A 19,313-nucleotide genomic window follows, 5' to 3' on the forward strand; every position below is an offset into this window, starting at 1 on the left:
TCATGATTACACCGCATGCACACCGTCAAGCAAGGGATGGAGCCGAGGCGATCGACGCGTAGGCGGCGCGGGTGGTGGCGTGGGCGTCCCGGGGTGCGCCGGTGTGGTCGAGGCCGAGCAGGATCGCGCCGACGACCGGCGGCACCTCGACAACCTGCGGTACGGCGTACGGGGCTTCGGCGGCGAGCATCGTGGTGATGGTCTCGAGCAGCAGCAGGTGGTTGGCGGTGAGCACGCCGCCGCCGAGGATCACCGGGGCGGGTTCGCCGAGCAGGTCGAGGCGGCGCAGGGCGACGACCGCCATGGCGACGATCTCCTCGGCCTGGCGCCGGACGACGTCGGTTGCCACCGGATCGCCGCCGGCCGCGACCTGGAACAGCAGCGGAGTCGCCTCCAGTCGCCGGCTCGCGGGGATGTCGCCGAGGTGCAGCGCCTCGATCAGCGCGGGAATCGACGGTACGCCGTAGTGCCGCGGCAGCACGGTGGTCAGCGCGGTCGCCGGTCCCCGGCCGTCGTCGGCGCGGGCAGCCGCCCAGAACGCCTCGTCGGCGAGCTGCTGGCCGCCGCCCCAGTCGCCCGAGATCTTGCCGACCGCCGCGAACCGGGCGGTCCGGCCGTCGGGCAGCAGTCCGGCGCAGTTGATGCCGGCGCCGCAGACCACCGCGACACCGCGGGGTTCGTCGATCCCGGCCCGGAGCAGCGCGAAGGTGTCGTTCGCGACGTGCACCCGGCGGCCCCACCCGTACGACCTGAACGCGGCCGCCAGCCGTTCCTCCTCCACCACGAGATCCGCGTTCGCCAGGCATGCGGAAACCTGCTCCACCACAGCGATCCCGCCGCCGGGCAGGGTGAGGCCGGCGGAGCGGACTGCTGCGGATACCAGCGGGGCCAGGCCAGCGACTGCTGCTTCGGCGCCGACGAGGTGGGGCTCGAAGCCGCCGCCACGGGCGGTGCCGAGGATCTGGCCGTCGGCGGAGACGAGGGCGACGTCGGTCTTGCTGTTGCCGGCGTCGAAGGCGAGCACGCCGCCGGGAACCAGCGGTGCCCGCACGGCCTCGGTCTCGTCCGCCACGGTCACGCCCATGGCAGGTGCTCGCGGTTGTGGGCGATCAGCTGATCGGTGAGCGCCCGCGCGTACTCGATCTGCCCGACCAGCGGATGTGCCAGCAACGCGGTGAACACGCGGTCCGCACCACCCTTCAGAGCAGCCTCCAGAGCCAGATTCTCGTACGCCGTGACGTTCGCGACCAGTCCCGCGTAGAGCGGTTCCAGCGGCGCGATCGGCAGCGGCGTCGTACCGGTCGCCCCGACCGTCGCCGGGACCTCGATCACCGCGTCGTCGGGCAGGAACGGCAGGGCGCCGTTGTTCAGCGTGTTCACCACCTGCACGTCGCCGGTGTCGTTCAGCAGCGAGGACGCCAGCGCGACGGCCGCCTCGGAGTAGTACGCGCCACCGCGTTGCTCCAGCAGCGCGGGCTTCTCGTCCAGCGCCGGATCGGCGTACAGGTCCAGCAGTTGCTTCTCGATCGCGGCGACCTCCGCGGCCCGGGACGGCTTCTCCAGCAGCTCGCGCACCACCTCGTCGTGCGCGTAGAAGTACCGCAGGTAGTACGACGGTACGACGCCCAGCTGCAGCAGCAACTCGGCCGGAAGATGCAGGTCCTCGGCCAGCTCGCCGACGTGCGCCGCCAGCAGCTCCGGTAGCCGGTCCACGCCGTCGACCCGTACTGCGCGCTCCCACGTCAGGTGGTTGAGTCCGACGTGGTCCAGCGCGACCTGCTCGGGCGCCACGTCCAGCAGCCGCGCGAACCGCCGCTGGAAGCCGATCGCCACGTTGCAGAGCCCGACTGCCTTGTGCCCCTCGGACAGCAGTGCCCGCGTCACGATGCCAACCGGGTTGGTGAAGTCGATGATCCAGGCGTCCGGGTTGGCCGCCCGCACCTTGTCCGCGATGTCCAGGACGACGGGCACTGTGCGCAGCGCCTTCGCCAGCCCGCCGGCCCCGGTCGTCTCCTGACCGACGCAGCCGCACTCCAGCGGCCAGGTCTCGTCCTGGTTGCGCGCGGCCTGGCCGCCGACGCGCAGCTGCAGCAGGACCGCGTCAGCCCCGTCCACCGCGGCGTCGACGTCGGTCGTCGTCCTGATCCGGCCCGGGTGGCCCTGCTTGGCGAAGATGCGCTCGGCCAGCCCGCCGATCAGCGCGAGCCGGTCCTCGGCCGGGTCGACCAGCACCAGCTCGTCGACCGGCAGCGAGTCACGCAGCCGGGCGAAGCCGTCGATGAGTTCGGGAGTGTAGGTGGATCCGCCGCCTACGACTGTGAGTTTCAACCTGTGACCCCTGTACGTGTGACGCCTTCGGTGAAGGCCGTTAGGACTGGTGCGGGTAGGGCTGGTCGGTGCCGCCGCCAACGGCCGGTCCGGCGGTGTCGAAGACTTCGTCGCGGGTGGCGCTCAGGGCTGACTGCAGGGCCCCGGACAGCACCGGGTCGGTGGGGACGCCCGTCATCAGCAGTCGCGGGCGGGGGACGGCCAGCTCCGCCAGCTCGGCCTGGACCAGGCCGCGCAGCCGCTCGCCGCCGGCCGTGATCACCCCGCCGGCCAGCACGATCAGCTCGGGGTCGACGACCGCGACGACCGCGGCCAGGCCGACGGCCAGCCGATGGGCGAATTCGGTGAGCACCTCGTCGCCGGCGCCGGGCGTCTCCAGCGCGGCGGCGATCGCGGCTTGCGGCGTACGGGCTTTGAGGCCCTGGGAGCGGGCCAGGGCGAGCACGGGTTCGCCGCCGGCGAGCTCTTGGAAGCCGCCGGCGTTGTTGCGGCCGACGTTGCGGACCAGAGGCGTGCCCGGCAACGGCAGAAAGGCGACCTCGCCCGCGCCGCCGGTCGCGCCGCGCAGCAGCCGGCCATTGATCACGATCGCGGCGCCGATGCCCTCCTCGCCCCAGAGCAGCACGAAGTTGTCGCTGGCGCGGGCGTGTCCGAGACGCTGCTCGGCGACCGCGGCGAGGTTGACGTCGTTCTCGACCTCCAGCGGTACGCCGATGGCCGCGGCGAGCTCGTCCAGCAGGTGCGGGGCGTGCCAGCCGGGCAGGTGGGTGGCGTAGCGCAGCCGGCCGGTGGTCGGGTCGAACCCGCCGGGCGTGCCGATCGCGACGCGGTGCAGCCGATCCTTGGCCAGGCCGGCGTCGCCGAGCGCGCCGTCGATCGCCTTGACCACCCGCTCGACGGTGCCCTTCGCGCTGCGGCCCGGGGTCGGCAGCTCGTACCGGCCGATCACCTGGCCGGTCAGGTCCGCCACGGCCGAGCGGATCCGGGCCGGGGTGACGTCCAGGCCGGCGACGTACGCGATGCCGCCGTTGATCTCGTACAGCTGCGCGTTCGGGCCGGGCCGGCCGCCGCTGGTGCCGCTGGCTCGGACGAGACCGGCGCTCTCCAGCCGGGACAGCAGCTGGGACGCGGTCGGTTTGGACAGGCCGGTGAGCTTGCCGAGCGTGGTGCGGGACAGCGGGCCCTGGGTGAGCAGCAGGTCGAGAGCGGCGCGGTCGTTCATCGCGCGGAGCAGGCGGGGAGTGCCGGGTGTGCTGGCCATGTGCTAACCCTGCCCTCCTTCCCGCTCGTGACCACCGCGCCGAGCCAGATGCATCAATTGTTAGGAAAGTTTCCTATTGCGCCGAGACCGTACGGGCTGTCCTCGGGCGGTGTCAATCGATCCGCGGAACTCCGGGCGGTCGTTGCGCACCGCTGAGGTTAGGGTGGGCTAACTTGCCGCCGCCTGTGGAGAGGTCTGTCCGTGACGTTCGATCTGGGGGAAGACCTCACCGCCGGGAGAATGCTGCGCCGGTCCGTCCGCCGGCACCGGGGCCGGGTGACGCTCGGCGTGCTGGTGCTGTCGCTGCACCAGGCGACCGAGGCCGCGGTGCCGGTGGCGATCGGCATCTTCGTCGACCGGGCCGTCTCCACCGGAAAGCTGGAGCCGCTGCTGTGGTGCGTGCTGATGATGGTGGCGCTGTTCGCCGTCCTGTCGAACGCCTGGAAGACCGGGGCCCGGCAGGTCGTCCGCTCGATCGAGCACGAGACGCATCTGGTCCGGCTGGAGATCGCCCGGCGCGTGCTCGATCCGCGGGGCCACCAGACCGGTCTGCGCGCCGGTGAGCTGCTGTCCATCGCTACCTCCGACGCGGAGAAGGCGTCGCTGATCATGCGGGCCGTGGCGATGGGCGTCTCGGCGTCCACCGCGCTGGCTGTCTCCTCGGTGGCGTTGCTGATGGTCGACGTGCCGCTGGGGGTCGGCGTCCTGATCGGCGTACCGCTGCTGGTACTGGGGATCCAGGCGCTGTCGCCGTTGCTGACCCGTCGTACGTCGACGCAGCAGGAGGCGATCGCCAGTACGACGGCACTGGCGACGGACCTCGTCAACGGGCTCCGGGCGCTGCGAGGGATCGGAGCACAGCACAACGCGGCCGAGCGGTACCGGCGGTCCAGCCAGGCGACTCTGCAGGCCACGCTGCGAGCTGCCTCCACCAATGGCTTGCAGGACGGCGTGACGACGGCGCTCAGTGGTCTGCTGCTGGCCGCTGTCGCCGGAGTCGCTGGGTGGTTCGCGCTGAACGGGCGGATCAGCGTCGGCGAGCTGATCACTGTGGTCGGACTCGCGCAGTTCGTGGCGGAGCCGGTCGGGACGCTCGGGTACTGCAGCCAGGTCGCCGCGATGGCCAAGGCCTCAGCCGGGCGGCTGGCATCGGTGCTCGGATCGCCAGCGTTGATTACCACTGGATCGGCGACCGCACTGGACCCGGCCAAGCCGTTGCTGGCGCTGGACAACGTCACCTACAAGACCCTGTCGGCGGTGGACCTGACGCTGCAGCGCGGGGAGCTGGTCGGTGTGCTCTGCTACGACCCGCGCGACGCGGACGCCTTGCTGGCGGTCGTGTCCGGCCGCGCACCGGGGCATGAGGGCGTCATGTCGGTGGGCGGTCTGGCGATGGAGGAGCTGGACATCGACCTGCTGCGGCGGTCGGTGCTGATCGAGCAGCACGACACCGATCTGTTCGAGGGGACGCTGCGCGGCAACCTTCTGGCCGGTTCTGATGACAGCAGCCGCCTCGACTCGGCTGTCGCGGCCGCAGCTGCCACTGACGTGATCGACGGTCTCCCCGGCGGGCTGGATCACCTGATGGCCGACCGCGGCCGCACCTTGTCGGGTGGACAGCGGCAACGTCTCGGCCTGGCGCGAGCTCTGCTGGCCGAACCACCGGTGCTCGTGCTGCACGACCCGAGCACGGCAGTGGACGCGGTCACCGAGGAGATCCTGGCCGAGGGGCTTGCGGAGGTTCGCGGTGTGCCCGAGCTGGCCACGCTTGTGCTGACCAGCAGTCCGGCCTTGCTGGGGAAGATGCATCGGGTGGTCGTGATCGCGGACGGAGCTGTAGTGGCTGAAGGGCTGCACGCCGAGTTGGCGGCCGCAGACTCGATCTACGCCGAGGTGGTCCTGCGATGAGCGGGCCGGAGTTGTTGCCCGTCGCCGGTCCGCGCGGCACGTGGTCCGTGCTGTGGCAGGAGATCCGCCGGCTGCCGGTGATGTCGGTGGTTGCCGCCGTGGTGATCACCGGAGCGAGCGCGGCCGGACTCGTCGCGCCCTGGGCGTTGGGGGTGCTGGTCGACGACATCGCGGCCGGCGCCGACCGGTCGGCCGTCGTACGGGTGGTGCTGCTGATCGGTGGGGCGGCGCTGGTGTCCGGCGTACTGACTGCGGTCGGGGTGACGTTGGTGGCGCGGGTCGGGGAGACGGTGCTGGCGCGGCTGCGCGAGAAGGTGCTGGACCGCGTGCTGCACCTACCGGCACCCGTGCTGGACAAGGTGCGGACCGGTGACCTGCTCTCGCGGGTCGGTGACGACGTCTCGTCGGTTGCCGCGGCGCTGACCCAGGTCGGGCCGGTCCTGCTGTCGGCGACGCTGACGATCGTGCTGACCACCGTCGGCATGTTCGCGCTGGACTGGCGGCTCGGGCTGGCCGGGCTGCTGTCGCTGCCGATGTACGTGTGGGCGCTGCGCTGGTACCTGCCGCGGTCGGCGCCGTTCTACCGGCGCGAACGGGTGGCGCTCGGGGAGCGGTCGGAGGCGATCATCACGTCGCTGCGCGGCACCGCGACGGTCCGGGCGTACCGGCTGGAGGACGCGCAGCTGGAGCGGATCCGGGACCGCTCGGCGGTGGCGCGTGACCTGTCGCTGAACGTGTTCAAGCTCTACAGCTTCTTCTCGTCGCGCATCAACCACGCGGAGTTCGTCGGGCTGACCGGGATCTTGGTCGCGGGGTTCTTCCTGGTTCGCGGGGACGCGGTGACGGTCGGTGCGGTGACTGCGGCCGCGCTGTACTTCCATCGACTGTTCAACCCGATCGGGGCGCTGCTGATGGAGTTCGACGCCGTCCAGACGGCTGCTGCCGGACTGGCTCGACTGGCTGGAGTCCTGGAGCTGCCGGAGGCCTCGGAGCCGCCTGCTGCGCCAACGCCTGCTGATGCGTCGCTGGAGCTGGCCGGCATCGGTCACTCGTACGACGGCCCGCTGGTGGTCGACGGAGTGTCGCTCAAGCTGCTGCCTGGTGAGCGGGTCGCGCTGGTCGGCGCCAGTGGAGCTGGAAAGACCACGCTGGCTGCTGTCGCGGCTGGTGTCCTCGTCCCGACCGCCGGAGTGGTCCGGCTCGGCGGTGTGGACATCCGGGAGCTCGGTGAGGCGCGGACGCGCGCACAGGTCGCCCTGCTGAGCCAGGAGGTCCACGTGTTCTCGGGCCCGCTGGTGGACGACGTACGGCTGGCTCGGGCGGACGCAACGGATGCCCAGGTGGAGGCTGCGCTGGAGCGTGTCGGTGCGTTGGGGTGGGTGCGTGCTCTGCCGGACGGCCTGCAGACGCAAGTAGGCGAGAACGGGGAGCAGCTGACCGGCGCCCAGGCCCAGCAGGTCGCCCTGGCACGGTTGGTGCTCGCCGACCCCGCGGTCGCCGTACTGGATGAGGCGACGGCGGAGGCCGGATCAGCCGGCGCGCGTGAGCTCGAGCGAGCGAGCTTGGCCGCCACCGAAGGCCGTACGACGTTGGTGGTGGCGCACCGGCTCACGCAGGCCCAGCAGGCGGACCGGATCGTCGTCATGGACCACGGCAGGATCGTGGAGTCCGGGACGCATGACGAGCTGCTCGTCGCGGGCGGCCGCTACGCCCAGCTCTGGCACAGCTGGACCGGCACGACCGCTAGGGAAGCCGCCAGTCGATAGGTGTGCCGCCCTGCTCGACCAGCAGAGCGTTCACGCGGCTGAACGGCTTGGAACCGAAGAAGCCACGGTCGGCCGACATCGGGCTCGGGTGCGCGCTCTCGACGGACGGGACGTCGCCGAGCATCGGCTTCAGCGTCTGCGCGTCGCGTCCCCAGAGGATGGCGACCAGCGGACCGCCACGCTTCACCAGCGCGTGGATCGCCTGCTCTGTCACGGCTTCCCAGCCTTTGCCGCGATGCGACGCGGGCTTGCCCGGCTGCACGGTGAGCACCCTGTTGAGCATCAGCACACCCTGGTCGGCCCAGGGCGTGAGGTCTCCGTTGGACGGCGCGGGGACGTCGACGTCGGCCATCAGCTCGCGGTAGATGTTCGCCAGGCTGCGGGGAATCGGCCGGACGTCCGGCGCGACCGAGAAGCTCAAGCCCACCGGGTGTCCGGGGGTCGGGTAGGGGTCCTGGCCGACCACCAGCACCTTGACGTCTTCGAGCGGGCGCTGGAACGCCCGGAGGACGTGCTCGCCGGCTGGCAGGTAGGGTCGCCCGGCGGCGATCTCCGCCCGGAGGAACTCGCCCATCTTGCCCACCTGCGCGGCCACCGGTTCCAGCGCCTCGGCCCAGTCCGCCGCCATCAACTCATCCAACGTCTTCACCCGCCCAAGCATCCCAGCCCCGGCCGGCAGTTCGCACCCGGGGTGAGCGGCGATCGTCTAGAAGTGCCGGAGAGCGGAAGAGCCGGAGAGCCGGAGAGCCGGAGAGCCGGAGAGCGGAATCCGAAGAGCCGGAGAGCGGAAGAGCGGAATCCGAAGAGCCGGAGAGCGGAACCGGCCGCCCGAGTCGCGAGTGCGCGCCGAAGTCGTTCGCCCCGAGCCCGTGGTGGACATCGGCCGCGTCGTCACTGGTCTGCCTCGGCATCCGGAGCCGAGGTGCTGTTCCACCCCGGCGCGCGCCCAAGAGCCGGATCGGTGCCACCACGGGCTGACCTTGTGCACGGGGTGGTCATCGTGAGACGCGGGTGGTGGCGATGCCGTGCTCAAAGTCATCGTGGGAAGGGCTCCGGACGGACCTGCAGAACTTGGTCCGGGCTCACGCGTCCTGGCGGTGTCAACGCCTGTCGGCGCTTCGCACTCCGCACGGCGTACCCGACGGGTGTGGTCCCGGCTCGAGCAGTCTGCTGGGTTGACCCATCAGACGCATGGTTGGCCCACCAGAATGTGAAGGGCCAACCCTGTTTCCCATGGGTCGACCCGTCAGACGCGGCGGCGTAGGTGGGCGGGCGGAGGGGACCGTACGGCGGGGTGGTGTGTCTGCGGAGGTGGGCGGCCGAGGTGGACCGTACGGCGGGGTGACGGCGTGAGGGGGTGAGGGGGTGAGGGGGTGTTCGTAAGTACGGGCAGCCGACCGCGCCGCTGGCTGTGCGAGGCGGGCGAGGGCACCGACGAAACCTGGAGCCGGCAAGGCTTGGGAGCGGCGGGTTTCGGGTGGGACGGCTGGGACGCTACTGGTGGATCGGTCGGTGGGCGGGGGAGACTGCGAGCGGGTTGCCGACCGGGGAGATGCCAGATGAGTACGCCGTTGTCGTCGGATGGAGATTCCGTGGTGCGGATCGGGGCGCTTGTGCCGTTGAGTCGGCCTGGGTGGTTTGAGGCTGGTCAGCATCTGCTGGCTGGGCTCGAGTTGGCCGTTCGCGATGTGAATGCGGACGGCGGGATTGGTGGACGGTCGCTGGAGTTGATCGTTCGCGATACGGCGGCTGATCCGGTGAAGGCTGCGTCGGCGGTGGAGGAATTGGCCGGGCTGGGGGTGGCTGCCTTGGTCGGGGAGTATCACAGCGTGGTGGCTCGGGCAGTTGCTGCCAGGGCGGACGCTCTGGAGGTGCCATTTCTGTGCTCGTCGGCGGTGCTCGACGGGCTGACCGAGCAGCCGACGGAGTGGGTGGCGCGTCTTGCCCCGGCGCAGTCGCACGGCTGGCGGATCTACGCGGACTTTCTGCTGAGCCAAGGGCACACTCGAATCGCCGTCGCCAAGCAGCCGAGCGTCTACTGGGCAACCGGTACGGGCATTCTGCGGGACTATCTCGCTGCCCGCGGCGGCAGCGTCGTCGAGCTCGACATGTCTGCGCTGACACCCGCCGAAGTGTGCGACGAACTCGTCGGCGACCACGCGACGGCGTTGCTGCTCTTGGTCGGCTACCCGGATCCCGCCGTGTCGATCGTCAAGGCTGTCCGCAGCGACCCGCGCCTCGCGGACATCTTGATCGGCGCTCCGGCCGGGCAACCGGAGTTTGCCGACTGGGCGAGCTTGCTGGGCGACGACAGCGCCGCGATCCCGTTCCTGCGCTACCGGCCCGAGCGTCTCACTCCACTCGGAGCCAAGGTCGAGGCGGAGCTGCGGGGAAGGCTGGCCACCCCGCCCTCCTTCGTCGCCTTCGAGGGGTACGACGCGATCGCGGTGCTCGCGCAGATCTTGGGTGCCCACGGCATCGACCGGGCGCGGATCGCCGACGCCTGGCCGAAGGTGGCGGTCGACGGAACCCGCGGGCGGATCCAGTTCTGCCGTACGCCGGGAATCAGCGTCTGGCAATGGACCTGGCCCGCGGTCCAGGTCGTCGATCGCGATCCAGCCGACCCGGGACGGTTTCGCGTCCTCCACACCAGCTAGGGCGTGTTGATGAACTCCCTGCGTGCTGCGCGGCACCCGGTACGGCACCTCGCCGCACCGGGCACCTGCTCGCGACTGCAGGGAGTTGATCAACATGCCCTAGAGCTGCGTCACGTGGTCACGTCAGCACCCGCGTACTGCGGGCGCCCGCTGGGCCGGTAGAGCTGGATCGTGATGCCGTTCGCCGTGACCTGCGACTCGACCAGTTCGAGCGCTGTGTCGGGGCCGGCCGCGGGGAACAGCCGCGTGCCCTGGCCGACGACTACCGGATAGGTGAGCAGGATGATCTCGTCGACGAGTTGCTCGGCGAACAGCGAGCGGACCAGGCGGCCGCTGCCGTGTACCTGCAGGTCACCTCCCGGCTTGGCCTTCAGCTCCCGAACGGCGGCGGTGACGTCACCGGAGAGCACCGTCGTGTCGGCCCATTGCGGGTCGGTCAGCGTGGACGAGGCGAGGTACTTGGGTCGCGTGTTCAAGGCCTGCCCGATCGGGTTGTCGCCCTGGTTCGCGCCCCAGGAGCCCGTTCCCCACGAGGCGGCGAAGATCTCGTACGTCCGCCGGCCGAACAGGAACGCGTCGGCCCGCTGGTAGATCCGCCCGAGCACCGTCTCGGCCTGCTCGTCGAACAACGGCAGCGCCCAGCCGCCGCGCTCGAACCCGTCGCCGCCGTCCTCCTCCGGCCCGCCGAGTCCCTGCATCACGCCGTCGACGGAGATGTTGGTGATCGTCGTCAGTTTCATGGTGGGCAGCTCCCTGGTCCTCGGGCGCCCCGGGCGGGCGGCCGCGCACCCCTTCCACGAACGCGGCGGCCCCGATCCGACAGCGCGCCCGGATCTCGGCCCGACCTGTTCTGCTACGCGAGAAACTCCTCGGCGAGCACACCCATGAACACCTGGTCGTGGAACGCGCCGTTGTGGAAGCACGCCGCCCGTCGTACACCTTCCTTGACGAAGCCGGCCTTCGCGTACGCCGCGATCGCCCGCGTGTTGAACGCCCAGACCGTCAGCTCCACCCGGTGCAGCCCGAGCTCGAGAAACCCGTACCGCAGCATCATCCGGGTCGCCTCGGTCCCGTACCCCTTGCCGACGTACTCCGGCCCCACCATGATCGCGAACGTCGCAGCCCGCGCCGGCGTGGTCGCGCCGTACAGCGTCGCGTGACCGATCAACTCCCTGCTCCCGGTCAGCACCACGCTGAACCCGGTGTCCAGAGTCCCCGACTTGTTGACACTCCACGCCCGGAACATCTCCTCGGCCTGCCCCACCGGCGACGGCCGCACCATCGTGTGCTGCAACGCCGCCGCGTCGCTCACGTTCCACCACTCCGCAAGAACTTTGAGGTCTTCGTCCGCCGTAGCCCGCAGTGTGACCACGTCCCCACTCAGCAATCCCACCCCGTACCGAGCCGCCCCATCCGTCGCCGCCAACCCGTCGTCGCTCATGCCCATCACAGTACGGCGACCCAGCTCCGTGCGACGCCTGAAGGTTCGGGCGGCCCCGTAGGACACCTTGCGTTGGGTGTGTCTTCACCGCCTTGTCGGTGCGGCCTGGTAGGAATGCTGCTGGCCTCGCAAGGTATGAGCTTGCGAGGCCTTTGTCATGCCAGGTGCCAACTGAAGGTGGTGGAGAGGGCGCCGGGGTTGTGGCGGTGGTAGAAGCGGTGGGCGTCGGTGCGGGTGTTGGCGGAGTCGAGTTCCAGGTGGTCGGCGCCGTTCGACGCAGCCCACTGGTGGGCGGTGGTCAGCAGGGTGGTGCCTACGCCGGTGGAGCGCTGGGTGGGGGACACGGCGAGATCTTCCAGCCAGCAGCGTTGGCCGAAGCGGACCGACTCGATGTCCAGGTAGAGCGTGCAGAAGCCGACGACCTGGTCCTGCTCGGTGGCTACCAGTACGGCGGTGCGCGGGCCGGCGATGACGCGGGTCAGCCGGTCGGCGGCGACGACCGGGTCCCAGTGGGGAGGCTTGAGGCCGGGTGGGGCGAAGAGCCAGTCGTAGGCGTCGACCAGTTGCGGGATGTCGGCAGGAGTGGCGTGGCGGACCGTAGGCATGGGGGGAGCCTAGGGACGAAGCCGCAGTGAGCTACAGGTCCACTTCGGCAACACTTTGTCAGGCCACTAGGCGTTGCAAGGCCTGGGTGTAGCGGCGGGCGAAGAGGTGCTGGGTGGAGCGGCCCAACGGGCCGGACAGGCGGGTGTACCAGGCGCCGGGACGGCTGTAGGCGCGGAGGGTGAAGTAGACGCCGTCGGGGTCGCGGGTGACGAGGAAGGACTCCTCGCCGGATTCTGGATGGCCGGGAAGCGTGCCGTAGGCGAAGCCGATGTGGTCGTCGTCGTCGGCGGTCCAGACCACCCGGCAGGGGATGGTCAGGCTCAGTGGGCCGACGCCGAGGCGGCCGAGAACGTTGGCGCCGATGACGGCCGGGGTGTCGGTGGCGTCGATGCGCATCCCGGCGCCGCGGTGCATCTGCCACGTCGTCACGGCTTCGCCGGCCTTGCGGAAGACCTCGTCGCCGGCGCCGATCCGGGTGCGCAGGTCCAGCCGGTGGTAGTCGGGCGGCGTCTCCTCGTACCGGGTCGCGCCGATCGCGTCGTAGCTGAACCGCAGGTCGGCCAGGTCGGCCAGCTTCATCCCAGTGCCTTCCGTCGTGAGGACCTCCACCACTCAGCAAGCCCGCCGGCGCCGTCCGTCGGCCAGGGCAACCCTCGTCGACCGAGGGTTGGTGAGTGGTGGAGGTCCGGTGCCCCGATCAGCCGGCCTTCAAGCCGGCCGTCCTGCCCTCCTTGAGGGCCTGCACGAGCGCCTTGACCTTGGAGTCGCTCAGCAGGACGACGCTCTGGCCCGAGCGGCGGGCGTCCGCGTCGGCGATCGGCAGGGTCAGTGAGACACCCTCGCCGCCACCGGCCACCTTGCGCATCGCCAGCGCGAACTTGGCCAGGTCCACCGGTCCCATCTCCTCGTCGACGGTGAGCGCGTCGGCGCTGGAGGTGCCGATGCTGTAGTAGCGGAACGGGTTGACGAACGTCTTCCAGGACACCGCCTTGTCCGCGACCAGGCCGATCACCTCGCGCTGGCGGTTGGCCCGGCCGAGGTCGCCTTGCCGGTCGGCGTAGCGGGACCGGACGTAGCCGAGCGCCTTCGGGCCGTCGAGCTCCTGGCAGCCGGCCGGCAGGTTGATGTGCGCCTTCTGGTCCTTCATTGCCTTGGGCAAACACACGTCGACACCGCCGACGCTGTCGATGATCGAGGCGAAGCCGCCGAAGCCGATCTCGACGTAGTGGTCGATCCGCAGCCCGGTGTAGTTCTCCAGGGTCTGGATCAGCAGCTTCGGGTTGCCGTTGCCGTACGCCGCGTTGACCTTCTCCTTGCCCTTGCCGGGCACGCTCAGCCAACTGTCCCGCGGCACGCTGATCAGCGCGGGCGGACCGGACTCCGGCACGTGCAGCAGGATGATCGTGTCGGTGCGCTTACCGCCGACGCTGCCGGTGCCGAGCTTGCGCTTGTCCTCGGTGCTCAGCCCCTCGCGGCTGTCGGAACCGACCATCAGGTACGTCGTACCGGCCGCGTCGGCGGGTCGCTTGCCGGCCGGCGCCGCGTCGACCTTGTCGATCCGGCCCCACGCGTAGAGCGGCACGCAGACCAGGGTCAGCAGGAACAGCAGGACGACCAGTCCGAGAATCCGGCCGAACCAGTTGCCCCGCTTCTTCGGGCGTACGGGAGGACGACCGACCAGGCGGCGGTCGATGGGCTGCGGTTGACTCATGGCACGACCGTATCCGGCCCGCCGTGGCGCCCGCGTCCCCCCACCGAACGGTTCGGCCCCAGACTTTCAGACCGCGCCCCGTCCCGGCCTCCGCCGAAAGAACGAAATCCGCGCGCGGATCGAACTGAACCACCGGCGGCGGCGCTGCCGAGGCGCCTCACAGTTCCAGCAGTCCGCGGAGCGTGGTCAGGGTCGCGTGCCCCGCGGTGAGCAGCGCCAGGTCCGTGCCGTCCTCGGCCCGGGTCCGGTTCTCCTGCACCGAGGTCCGCAGGAAGTCCTCGCCGCTCTCGGCCACCGCCATCTGGACCTGACCGAAGCCGGCCAGTTTCGCCTCGGCCAGCCCGGCGATCTCCTCCGCCGGGCGATCTGGCACGTTCAGATTGAGCACCGCCCCGTCGGTGAGGCCATCGAGCCGCGGCAGCACCTCGGCGACGTACTGGGCCGCCGTCGCCCAGTTGCGCGACTCGTCCGAGGTCTCGTCGAGCACCGCGAGCGCGTTGCCGCCGCGGGTCGGGTCGAGCGGCGACAGCACGTCCAGCGACGCCGCGAGCGCCGGCATCCCGTACGCCGCGGCGGTGAACGCCGCGCCCACGGTTCCGGAGTGCAGGACCGCGCGCCCCGCGTTCGCGCCCCGGTTGATCCCGGACAGCACCACGTCGGGCGCCGGGCCGAAGGCGTCGAGCGTCGCCAGCACCACGATGTACGCCGGTGACGCGGCCACGCCGTACGCCGGGACGCCGTCGAGACCGGACAGGTTCCGCCGGGTGATCAGCAGCTTCCCGTCGTCGTCGGTGTAGGCGCTCAGCGCCGCGCTGGCTCCGCTCGCCTCCTCGGCCGGGGCCGCGACGACGACGTCGTACCCGGCCTCGACCGCGGCCCCGGCCAGCGCCCGCAGGCCAGGGGCGTCGATGCCGTCGTCGTTGGTGATCAGCACGCGCGTCATGCGTCCTCCAGCGGTTCCAGCCGGACGCGGCCGACCAGTTCGCTGATCGCGTCGGCCCGGCCGGTCCCGAGGCCGTGCCGGGTCACGTTCAGCGCGCCGGCCGCGGCTCCGGTCCGGATGGCTTCGCGGACGTCCCCGCCCCGCGCCAGGACGGCGACCACGCCGGCGGTCATCGAGTCGCCGGCTCCGTGGTGGTCCCGCACACTCAGCTCGGGCATGTGGACCTGCAGCACCTCGCCGTCGACCAGTGCGATCGCGGGCTTCTCGGCCCGGCTGATCACCACCGTCTCCGCGCCGCGCTCGGCCAGCTCCTTGGCGGCTTTCACGACGCTCTCGTCACCGGCCGACTCGTCCGCCAGGCCGTCGGCGTACAGCTCCTCGTCACTGACCTTGAGAAACGTCAGTCCGGCGTCGAGCACCGCGGCCAGGTGATCCCCGGTGAGGTCGGCGGCGACCTTGGCGCCGTTGCGCTGCAGGTCGGTCCCCAGCCGCCGGTAGGTGTCGGGCGAGGCCAGCGCCGGGTCCGGCACGCCGCTGAGCACGCACAGCCCGGCCTTGAGCCCTTCCGACAGCGCCAGCGCGTACAGCTCGTCGTTGTCGTGCCGGCCCAGCGGTGCTCCGGCGTGCTGGGCGATCTCCTGCCGACTGTCGTCACCGCGCCGGTCGTGCACGTACCAGCCGCTGTCGGACCGGCGCCGGATCGCCTTCAGTTCCAGGCCCTCCTGCTCGATCAGGGAGGTGAGCGCCTGGCCCACCTCGCCGTCGCCGAGCACCGTGCAAAAGGTCACCGGTACGCCGAGCGACGAGATCATCCGGGCCTGCCAGATCGCCTGGCCGCCGGCGTGCAGGTGCAGCTCGGGCTCGTGCCCGACCTGCTCGATCGTCACGGTCAACTGCGGTGCCGGCGCGAACACCATCACCCCTTCACCCATGGTTCTCCTTCCGTGAGGCCTCTGCAGGTACCCACTCCCGGCGCCCGGAATGCGAACCCTTCTCGCTAACGACATTCATTTCGGTTAAGGTTTCGGCGATCGACCGATCCGCGGATGGGGCGCGGGTCGGCGGCACGAGCCGGAGGAGAACCGTGAATCGCAACGAGCTGGTCGCCGGGGTGGCGGCGAAGGCGGGCATTCCGCGCAACCAGGCCGAAAAGGTGCTCGACGCGCTCGGCGACGTCGTCACCGAGGCCGTGCACAAGGGTGACAAGGTCTCGCTGACCGGCCTGCTGAGCATCGAGCGGGTCCTGCGCGCGCCGCGCACCGGCCGGAACCCGCAGACGGGTGAGCCGCTGTCGATCCCGGCCGGCTACTCCGTCCGGCTGTCCTGCGGCAGCCGGCTGAAGGCCGCCGCACGCGGCGACCTTCGCACGATCTCCTGAACCGCCAGCACTCATCAAAGACGCCCGTCCGGTTGGTTCCCCGCCCGAGCCACCGAGCGGGGTGCCAGATCGCAGGGGTTGGTGAGTGCTGCAAGTCCGCCTACCGGTGGACGGCGCTCACCCAGTACGGCGTGGTCGCGGTCGGCGGCGTGGTGAACCGGGCGTTCGGCAGGTAGATCCGCGGCCCGAAGAACGCCGCCGTCGTCGGAACGTCGAAGTCCGGGCTGGTGATCTCGCGGACCAGCCGGCCCCGGGTGCCGCTGCGGTTGAGATCGAGCACCGCGATCTTGTTCAGCCGGTTCTGCACGACGTACAGGGTGTCTGCGGAGCGGAGCAGCCCGTCGCCGTTGGTCATCAGCACGCCGCCGAGGTCGATCCGGCGGGTCACGCCGGTCCGCGGGTCGACCCGGAACAGGAAGCCGGTGGCGGACTGCACGATGATCAGCGCGCGCCGGTCCGGCGTCAGCGCGATCCCGTTGCCGTTGTTGTTGACCGGGTCGTGCACGTAGTCGCCGGTCAGCGGGACCGTCCGCACGGCCGACTGGGCCGGCAGCTTGCCGTGCCGCCCGAGCGGGACCCGGTAGAGCACCGGCCGCCGCGAGTCGGTGAACCAGGCCGCGTCGCGGCTGAGAATCACGTCGTTCACGAACGTCGGCGTGGTCGTGGTGAACGTGTAGCTCGCGAGCACCTTGCCGGTCCGGGTGTCGATCACCCGGCCGTTGCCCCCGGCGGCGCCGGCCACGAACAGCCGGCCGCGGCGGTCCACCTTCAGGCCGAGCGAGGCCGTGCCCGGGCCCTGGCTGATCACCCGGCCCCGGCCGGTGCGCAGGTCGGCCGCGTAGATGTCGCCGTCGACGCGCGAACCGAAGTACGCCGTACCGCGGGCGATCGCGATGCCTTCGGGCTGGAACCCGGCCGGCAGCTCGAAGCGCCGCGGGAAGCTCGGCGACCGGCCGTCGGTGGCGGTCGCCGCGGATGCCGTGGTGACCGAGCCGTTGGCGGCGGCGGTCGTGGCGGAGGCGGTGGTGGTGAGGCTGGGGAGGAACAGTGCGGACAGGGTGACCGTCGCCGCGAGGGCGCGACGGGACAGCGGGCCGGACATGAGCGGGTTACCTCCTGGTCTGGGTGACCTGGTCGGCGCGACGCCCCCGAGTAGCCGACGTGCGGCCTGGTTGTGCTTTCAACCTTAGGTCAACGGGCCAACCGTCCGAACGGTTCACCGACGGCCACCGGCACCGGGTACTGTCGCCGCCAGAGCATCGGACACAGGCCACGGACAGCGGTCCGCGGACCGGAGGGGAACAGGGAGACGATGACGGCAGGTATCGACATCACGGGGCTGTCCACGACCGTTCGGCCGCAGGACGACCTGTACCGGCACGCGAACGGACGCTGGCTGGACGAGCACGAGATCCCGGCGGACAAGGCGATCTACGGCGCTTTCCACGCCCTCGGCGACACCGCCGAGCTGAACGTGCGCTCGATCGTCGAGCGGACCCTGGACGCCGGTCACCCCGAGGGCAGCGAGGCCCGCAAGATCGCCGACCTGTACCGCTCCTTCCTGGACGAGGACACCGTCGAGCGGCTGGGCGCGGACCCGATCGCGGACCAGCTGGCCCTGGCCGGCTCGATCGAGGACCGCGACGCGCTGGTCGCGGCGCTCGGAACGCTGGAGCTGCAAGGCGTCGGCGGGATCTTCCACTACTGGGTCGACGTCGACGAGAAGAAGTCCGACCAGTACGTCGTCTACCTCACCCAGGGCGGGCTGAGCCTGCCCGACGAGTCCTACTACCGCGACGACGCGTTCCAGGAGCAGCGGACGGCGTACGTCGCGCACGTGGCCCGGATGCTCGGCCTGGCAGGGCTGGCCGACGCCGAGGGTGCGGCGGAGCGGATCCTGGCGCTGGAGACCCGGTTGGCCGCCGGTCACTGGGACGTGGTGAAGAACCGCGACGTCACGGCCACCTACAACAAGTTCGACCGAGCCCGGCTGGACGCGCTGATGCCCGGCTTCGACTGGTCGCGCTGGCTGCCCAACGCCGGCGTGCCGGAGAGCGCGTTCGAGCAGGTCGTGGTGCGGCAGCCCGACTACTTCACCAGCGCGGCCGAGGCGCTGCAGGAGCTGGAGCTGGACCACTGGAAGGAGTGGCTCAGCTGGCGCATCGTGCACAGCGCCGCTCCGCTGCTGAGCTCCGCCTTCGTCGCGGAGAACTTCGAGTTCTACGGCCGCACCCTGACCGGCGCCCCGGAGCTGCGCGAGCGCTGGAAGCGCGGCCTCGGCGTGGTGGGCTCCGCGCTCGGCGAGGCCGTCGGGCAGCTGTACGTCGCGGAGTTCTTCCCGCCGGTCGCCAAGGCCCGGATGGTCGAGCTGGTCGGCAACCTGGTCGAGGCGTATCGGCAGCGGATCGAGGCCCTGGACTGGATGAGCCCGGAGACCCGGCAGCGCGCGCTGGACAAGCTCGGCCGGTTCACGCCGAAGATCGGGTACCCGGACAAGTGGCGCGACTACAGCGCCCTCGAGGTGGCGCCGGACGACCTGGTCGGCAACGTCCGGCGCTCGGTCGCGGTCGAGACGGCCCGCGAGCTGGCCAAGCTCGGCGGCCCGGTGGACCGGACCGAGTGGCAGATGACGCCGCAGACGGTGAACGCCTACTACAACCCGGCGATGAACGAGATCGTCTTCCCGGCCGCGATCCTGCAGCCGCCGTTTTTCGCCCTGGACGCCGACGACGCGCTGAACTACGGCGCGATCGGCGCGGTGATCGGGCACGAGATCGGGCACGGCTTCGACGACCAGGGCTCGCGTTACGACGGCGACGGCAACATCAGCGACTGGTGGACCGACGAGGACCGGGCGGCCTTCGAGGTCCGGGCCAACCGCCTGGTCGAGCAGTACGACGCGCTGGAGCCGGCCGAGGCGCCGGGGCAGCACGTGAACGGCGCGCTCACACTCGGCGAGAACATCGGTGACCTGGGCGGACTGTCGATCGCCTACACGGCGTACGAGATCTCGCTGGCTGGTGCCGAGGCGCCGGTGATCGACGGGCTGACCGGGGCCGAGCGGTTCTTCCTGGCCTGGGCGAACGCCTGGTCGACCAAGACCCGGCCGGCCGAGGTGGTCCGCCGGCTGGCGATCGACCCGCACTCGCCGCCGGAGTTCCGCTGCAACGCGGTGGTGCGCAACATCGACGCTTTCCACGAGGCGTTCGGGGTCGGCCCGGACGATGCGATGTGGCTGGCCCCGGAGCAGCGCGTCCGGATCTGGTAGCGGACCTGCACCACTGACCAAGCAGCGCCGGCCCCCGCAGCGGCGG

General features: G+C 70.9%; 17 protein-coding genes. 5 read left to right on the forward strand and 12 right to left on the reverse strand.

Annotated elements, in window-relative coordinates; genetic code table 11:
* Window positions 1–25: 25 nt before the first annotated feature.
* From KFLA_RS05895 to KFLA_RS05905, 3 genes are read right to left on the reverse strand one after another with little or no spacing between them, the layout of a single operon-like run.
* Window positions 26–1,084 (reverse strand): N-acetylglucosamine kinase, encoded by a 1,059-nt coding sequence (locus tag KFLA_RS05895; RefSeq protein ID WP_041289169.1) that lies wholly within the window; start codon window positions 1,082–1,084, stop codon window positions 26–28.
* Complete coding sequence (locus tag KFLA_RS05900) at window positions 1,075–2,328, reverse strand: 6-phospho-beta-glucosidase (RefSeq protein ID WP_012918855.1); 1,254 nt, start codon at window positions 2,326–2,328, stop codon at window positions 1,075–1,077. Before KFLA_RS05900 ends, KFLA_RS05895 begins: the two co-directional genes overlap by 10 nt.
* Window positions 2,329–2,368: 40 nt before the next feature.
* A complete protein-coding gene (locus KFLA_RS05905; RefSeq protein WP_012918856.1) occupies window positions 2,369–3,589 on the reverse strand; it encodes an ROK family transcriptional regulator in 1,221 nt (406 codons plus the stop codon).
* Window positions 3,590–3,790: 201 nt separating this feature from the next.
* Here KFLA_RS05905 and KFLA_RS05910 point away from each other — a divergent pair, with 201 nt between their 5' ends.
* Together KFLA_RS05910 and KFLA_RS05915 are read left to right on the forward strand one after the other, a co-directional pair.
* A complete protein-coding gene (locus KFLA_RS05910; protein WP_012918857.1) occupies window positions 3,791–5,497 on the forward strand; it encodes an ABC transporter ATP-binding protein in 1,707 nt (568 codons plus the stop codon).
* Window positions 5,494–7,263, forward strand: coding sequence for an ABC transporter ATP-binding protein (locus KFLA_RS05915; RefSeq protein WP_012918858.1), 1,770 nt, complete (start codon window positions 5,494–5,496; stop codon window positions 7,261–7,263). The genes KFLA_RS05910 and KFLA_RS05915 overlap by 4 nt, the downstream gene beginning before the upstream one ends.
* On the opposite strand, the gene KFLA_RS05920 is transcribed toward KFLA_RS05915, so the two are convergent.
* Window positions 7,241–7,924 (reverse strand): uracil-DNA glycosylase, encoded by a 684-nt coding sequence (locus tag KFLA_RS05920; protein WP_012918859.1) that lies wholly within the window; start codon window positions 7,922–7,924, stop codon window positions 7,241–7,243. The two genes, KFLA_RS05915 and KFLA_RS05920, sit on opposite strands and share 23 nt — an antisense overlap.
* Window positions 7,925–8,822: 898 nt before the next feature.
* Between KFLA_RS05920 and KFLA_RS05925 the strand changes: the two genes are divergently transcribed.
* On the forward strand, window positions 8,823–9,920 hold the full coding sequence (locus KFLA_RS05925; RefSeq protein ID WP_012918860.1) for an ABC transporter substrate-binding protein: 1,098 nt from the start codon (window positions 8,823–8,825) through the stop codon (window positions 9,918–9,920).
* A 110-nt stretch (window positions 9,921–10,030) separates the two neighbouring features.
* On the opposite strand, the gene KFLA_RS05930 is transcribed toward KFLA_RS05925, so the two are convergent.
* From KFLA_RS05930 to KFLA_RS05960, 7 genes are all read right to left on the reverse strand, one after another.
* On the reverse strand, window positions 10,031–10,660 hold the full coding sequence (locus KFLA_RS05930) for a dihydrofolate reductase family protein (RefSeq protein ID WP_012918861.1): 630 nt from the start codon (window positions 10,658–10,660) through the stop codon (window positions 10,031–10,033).
* Between the two features lie 113 nt (window positions 10,661–10,773).
* A complete protein-coding gene (locus tag KFLA_RS05935; RefSeq protein WP_049797529.1) occupies window positions 10,774–11,361 on the reverse strand; it encodes a GNAT family N-acetyltransferase in 588 nt (195 codons plus the stop codon).
* Window positions 11,362–11,516: 155 nt separating this feature from the next.
* The gene (locus KFLA_RS05940; RefSeq protein ID WP_012918863.1) at window positions 11,517–11,966 is read right to left on the reverse strand and encodes a GNAT family N-acetyltransferase; all 450 of its coding nucleotides are present in this window, start codon (window positions 11,964–11,966) and stop codon (window positions 11,517–11,519) included.
* Between the two features lie 58 nt (window positions 11,967–12,024).
* Window positions 12,025–12,546, reverse strand: a complete 522-nt coding sequence (locus KFLA_RS05945) for a DUF1990 family protein (protein ID WP_012918864.1) — start codon at window positions 12,544–12,546, stop codon at window positions 12,025–12,027.
* 118 nt (window positions 12,547–12,664) lie between these two features.
* Window positions 12,665–13,678 (reverse strand): LCP family protein, encoded by a 1,014-nt coding sequence (locus KFLA_RS05950; RefSeq protein WP_012918865.1) that lies wholly within the window; start codon window positions 13,676–13,678, stop codon window positions 12,665–12,667.
* Window positions 13,679–13,835: 157 nt separating this feature from the next.
* On the reverse strand, window positions 13,836–14,621 hold the full coding sequence (gene surE / locus KFLA_RS05955) for a 5'/3'-nucleotidase SurE (RefSeq protein ID WP_012918866.1): 786 nt from the start codon (window positions 14,619–14,621) through the stop codon (window positions 13,836–13,838).
* Window positions 14,618–15,553 (reverse strand): 1-phosphofructokinase family hexose kinase, encoded by a 936-nt coding sequence (locus KFLA_RS05960; protein ID WP_012918867.1) that lies wholly within the window; start codon window positions 15,551–15,553, stop codon window positions 14,618–14,620. The genes surE and KFLA_RS05960 overlap by 4 nt, the downstream gene beginning before the upstream one ends.
* A gap of 152 nt (window positions 15,554–15,705) precedes the next feature.
* Here KFLA_RS05960 and KFLA_RS05965 point away from each other — a divergent pair, with 152 nt between their 5' ends.
* Complete coding sequence (locus KFLA_RS05965; protein WP_012918868.1) at window positions 15,706–15,999, forward strand: HU family DNA-binding protein; 294 nt, start codon at window positions 15,706–15,708, stop codon at window positions 15,997–15,999.
* A gap of 100 nt (window positions 16,000–16,099) precedes the next feature.
* Here KFLA_RS05965 and KFLA_RS05970 read toward each other — a convergent pair whose 3' ends face one another.
* On the reverse strand, window positions 16,100–17,101 hold the full coding sequence (locus KFLA_RS05970) for an SMP-30/gluconolactonase/LRE family protein (RefSeq protein WP_012918869.1): 1,002 nt from the start codon (window positions 17,099–17,101) through the stop codon (window positions 16,100–16,102).
* Between the two features lie 210 nt (window positions 17,102–17,311).
* Between KFLA_RS05970 and KFLA_RS05975 the strand changes: the two genes are divergently transcribed.
* Window positions 17,312–19,267 (forward strand): M13 family metallopeptidase, encoded by a 1,956-nt coding sequence (locus KFLA_RS05975; protein WP_012918870.1) that lies wholly within the window; start codon window positions 17,312–17,314, stop codon window positions 19,265–19,267.
* Window positions 19,268–19,313: the final 46 nt, after the last annotated feature.

Source organism: Kribbella flavida DSM 17836, assembly GCF_000024345.1.
Taxonomy (GTDB): Bacteria; Actinomycetota; Actinomycetes; order Propionibacteriales; family Kribbellaceae; genus Kribbella; species Kribbella flavida.

Bases quoted from the DNA above. Each gene is read 5' to 3' on its own strand.
- KFLA_RS05950 (WP_012918865.1), bottom strand. From the start codon at position 13,678: ATGAGTCAACCGCAGCCCATCGACCGCCGCCTGGTCGGTCGTCCTCCC.
- KFLA_RS05960 (WP_012918867.1), bottom strand. From the start codon at position 15,553: ATGGGTGAAGGGGTGATGGTGTTCGCGCCGGCACCGCAGTTGACCGTG.
- KFLA_RS05975 (WP_012918870.1), top strand. From the start codon at position 17,312: ATGACGGCAGGTATCGACATCACGGGGCTGTCCACGACCGTTCGGCCG.
- KFLA_RS05935 (WP_049797529.1), bottom strand. From the start codon at position 11,361: ATGAGCGACGACGGGTTGGCGGCGACGGATGGGGCGGCTCGGTACGGG.
- KFLA_RS05945 (WP_012918864.1), bottom strand. From the start codon at position 12,546: ATGAAGCTGGCCGACCTGGCCGACCTGCGGTTCAGCTACGACGCGATC.
- KFLA_RS05925 (WP_012918860.1), top strand. From the start codon at position 8,823: ATGAGTACGCCGTTGTCGTCGGATGGAGATTCCGTGGTGCGGATCGGG.
- KFLA_RS05915 (WP_012918858.1), top strand. From the start codon at position 5,494: ATGAGCGGGCCGGAGTTGTTGCCCGTCGCCGGTCCGCGCGGCACGTGG.
- KFLA_RS05930 (WP_012918861.1), bottom strand. From the start codon at position 10,660: ATGAAACTGACGACGATCACCAACATCTCCGTCGACGGCGTGATGCAG.
- surE (WP_012918866.1), bottom strand. From the start codon at position 14,621: ATGACGCGCGTGCTGATCACCAACGACGACGGCATCGACGCCCCTGGC.
- KFLA_RS05920 (WP_012918859.1), bottom strand. From the start codon at position 7,924: ATGCTTGGGCGGGTGAAGACGTTGGATGAGTTGATGGCGGCGGACTGG.
- KFLA_RS05895 (WP_041289169.1), bottom strand. From the start codon at position 1,084: ATGGGCGTGACCGTGGCGGACGAGACCGAGGCCGTGCGGGCACCGCTG.
- KFLA_RS05940 (WP_012918863.1), bottom strand. From the start codon at position 11,966: ATGCCTACGGTCCGCCACGCCACTCCTGCCGACATCCCGCAACTGGTC.
- KFLA_RS05970 (WP_012918869.1), bottom strand. From the start codon at position 17,101: ATGTCCGGCCCGCTGTCCCGTCGCGCCCTCGCGGCGACGGTCACCCTG.
- KFLA_RS05905 (WP_012918856.1), bottom strand. From the start codon at position 3,589: ATGGCCAGCACACCCGGCACTCCCCGCCTGCTCCGCGCGATGAACGAC.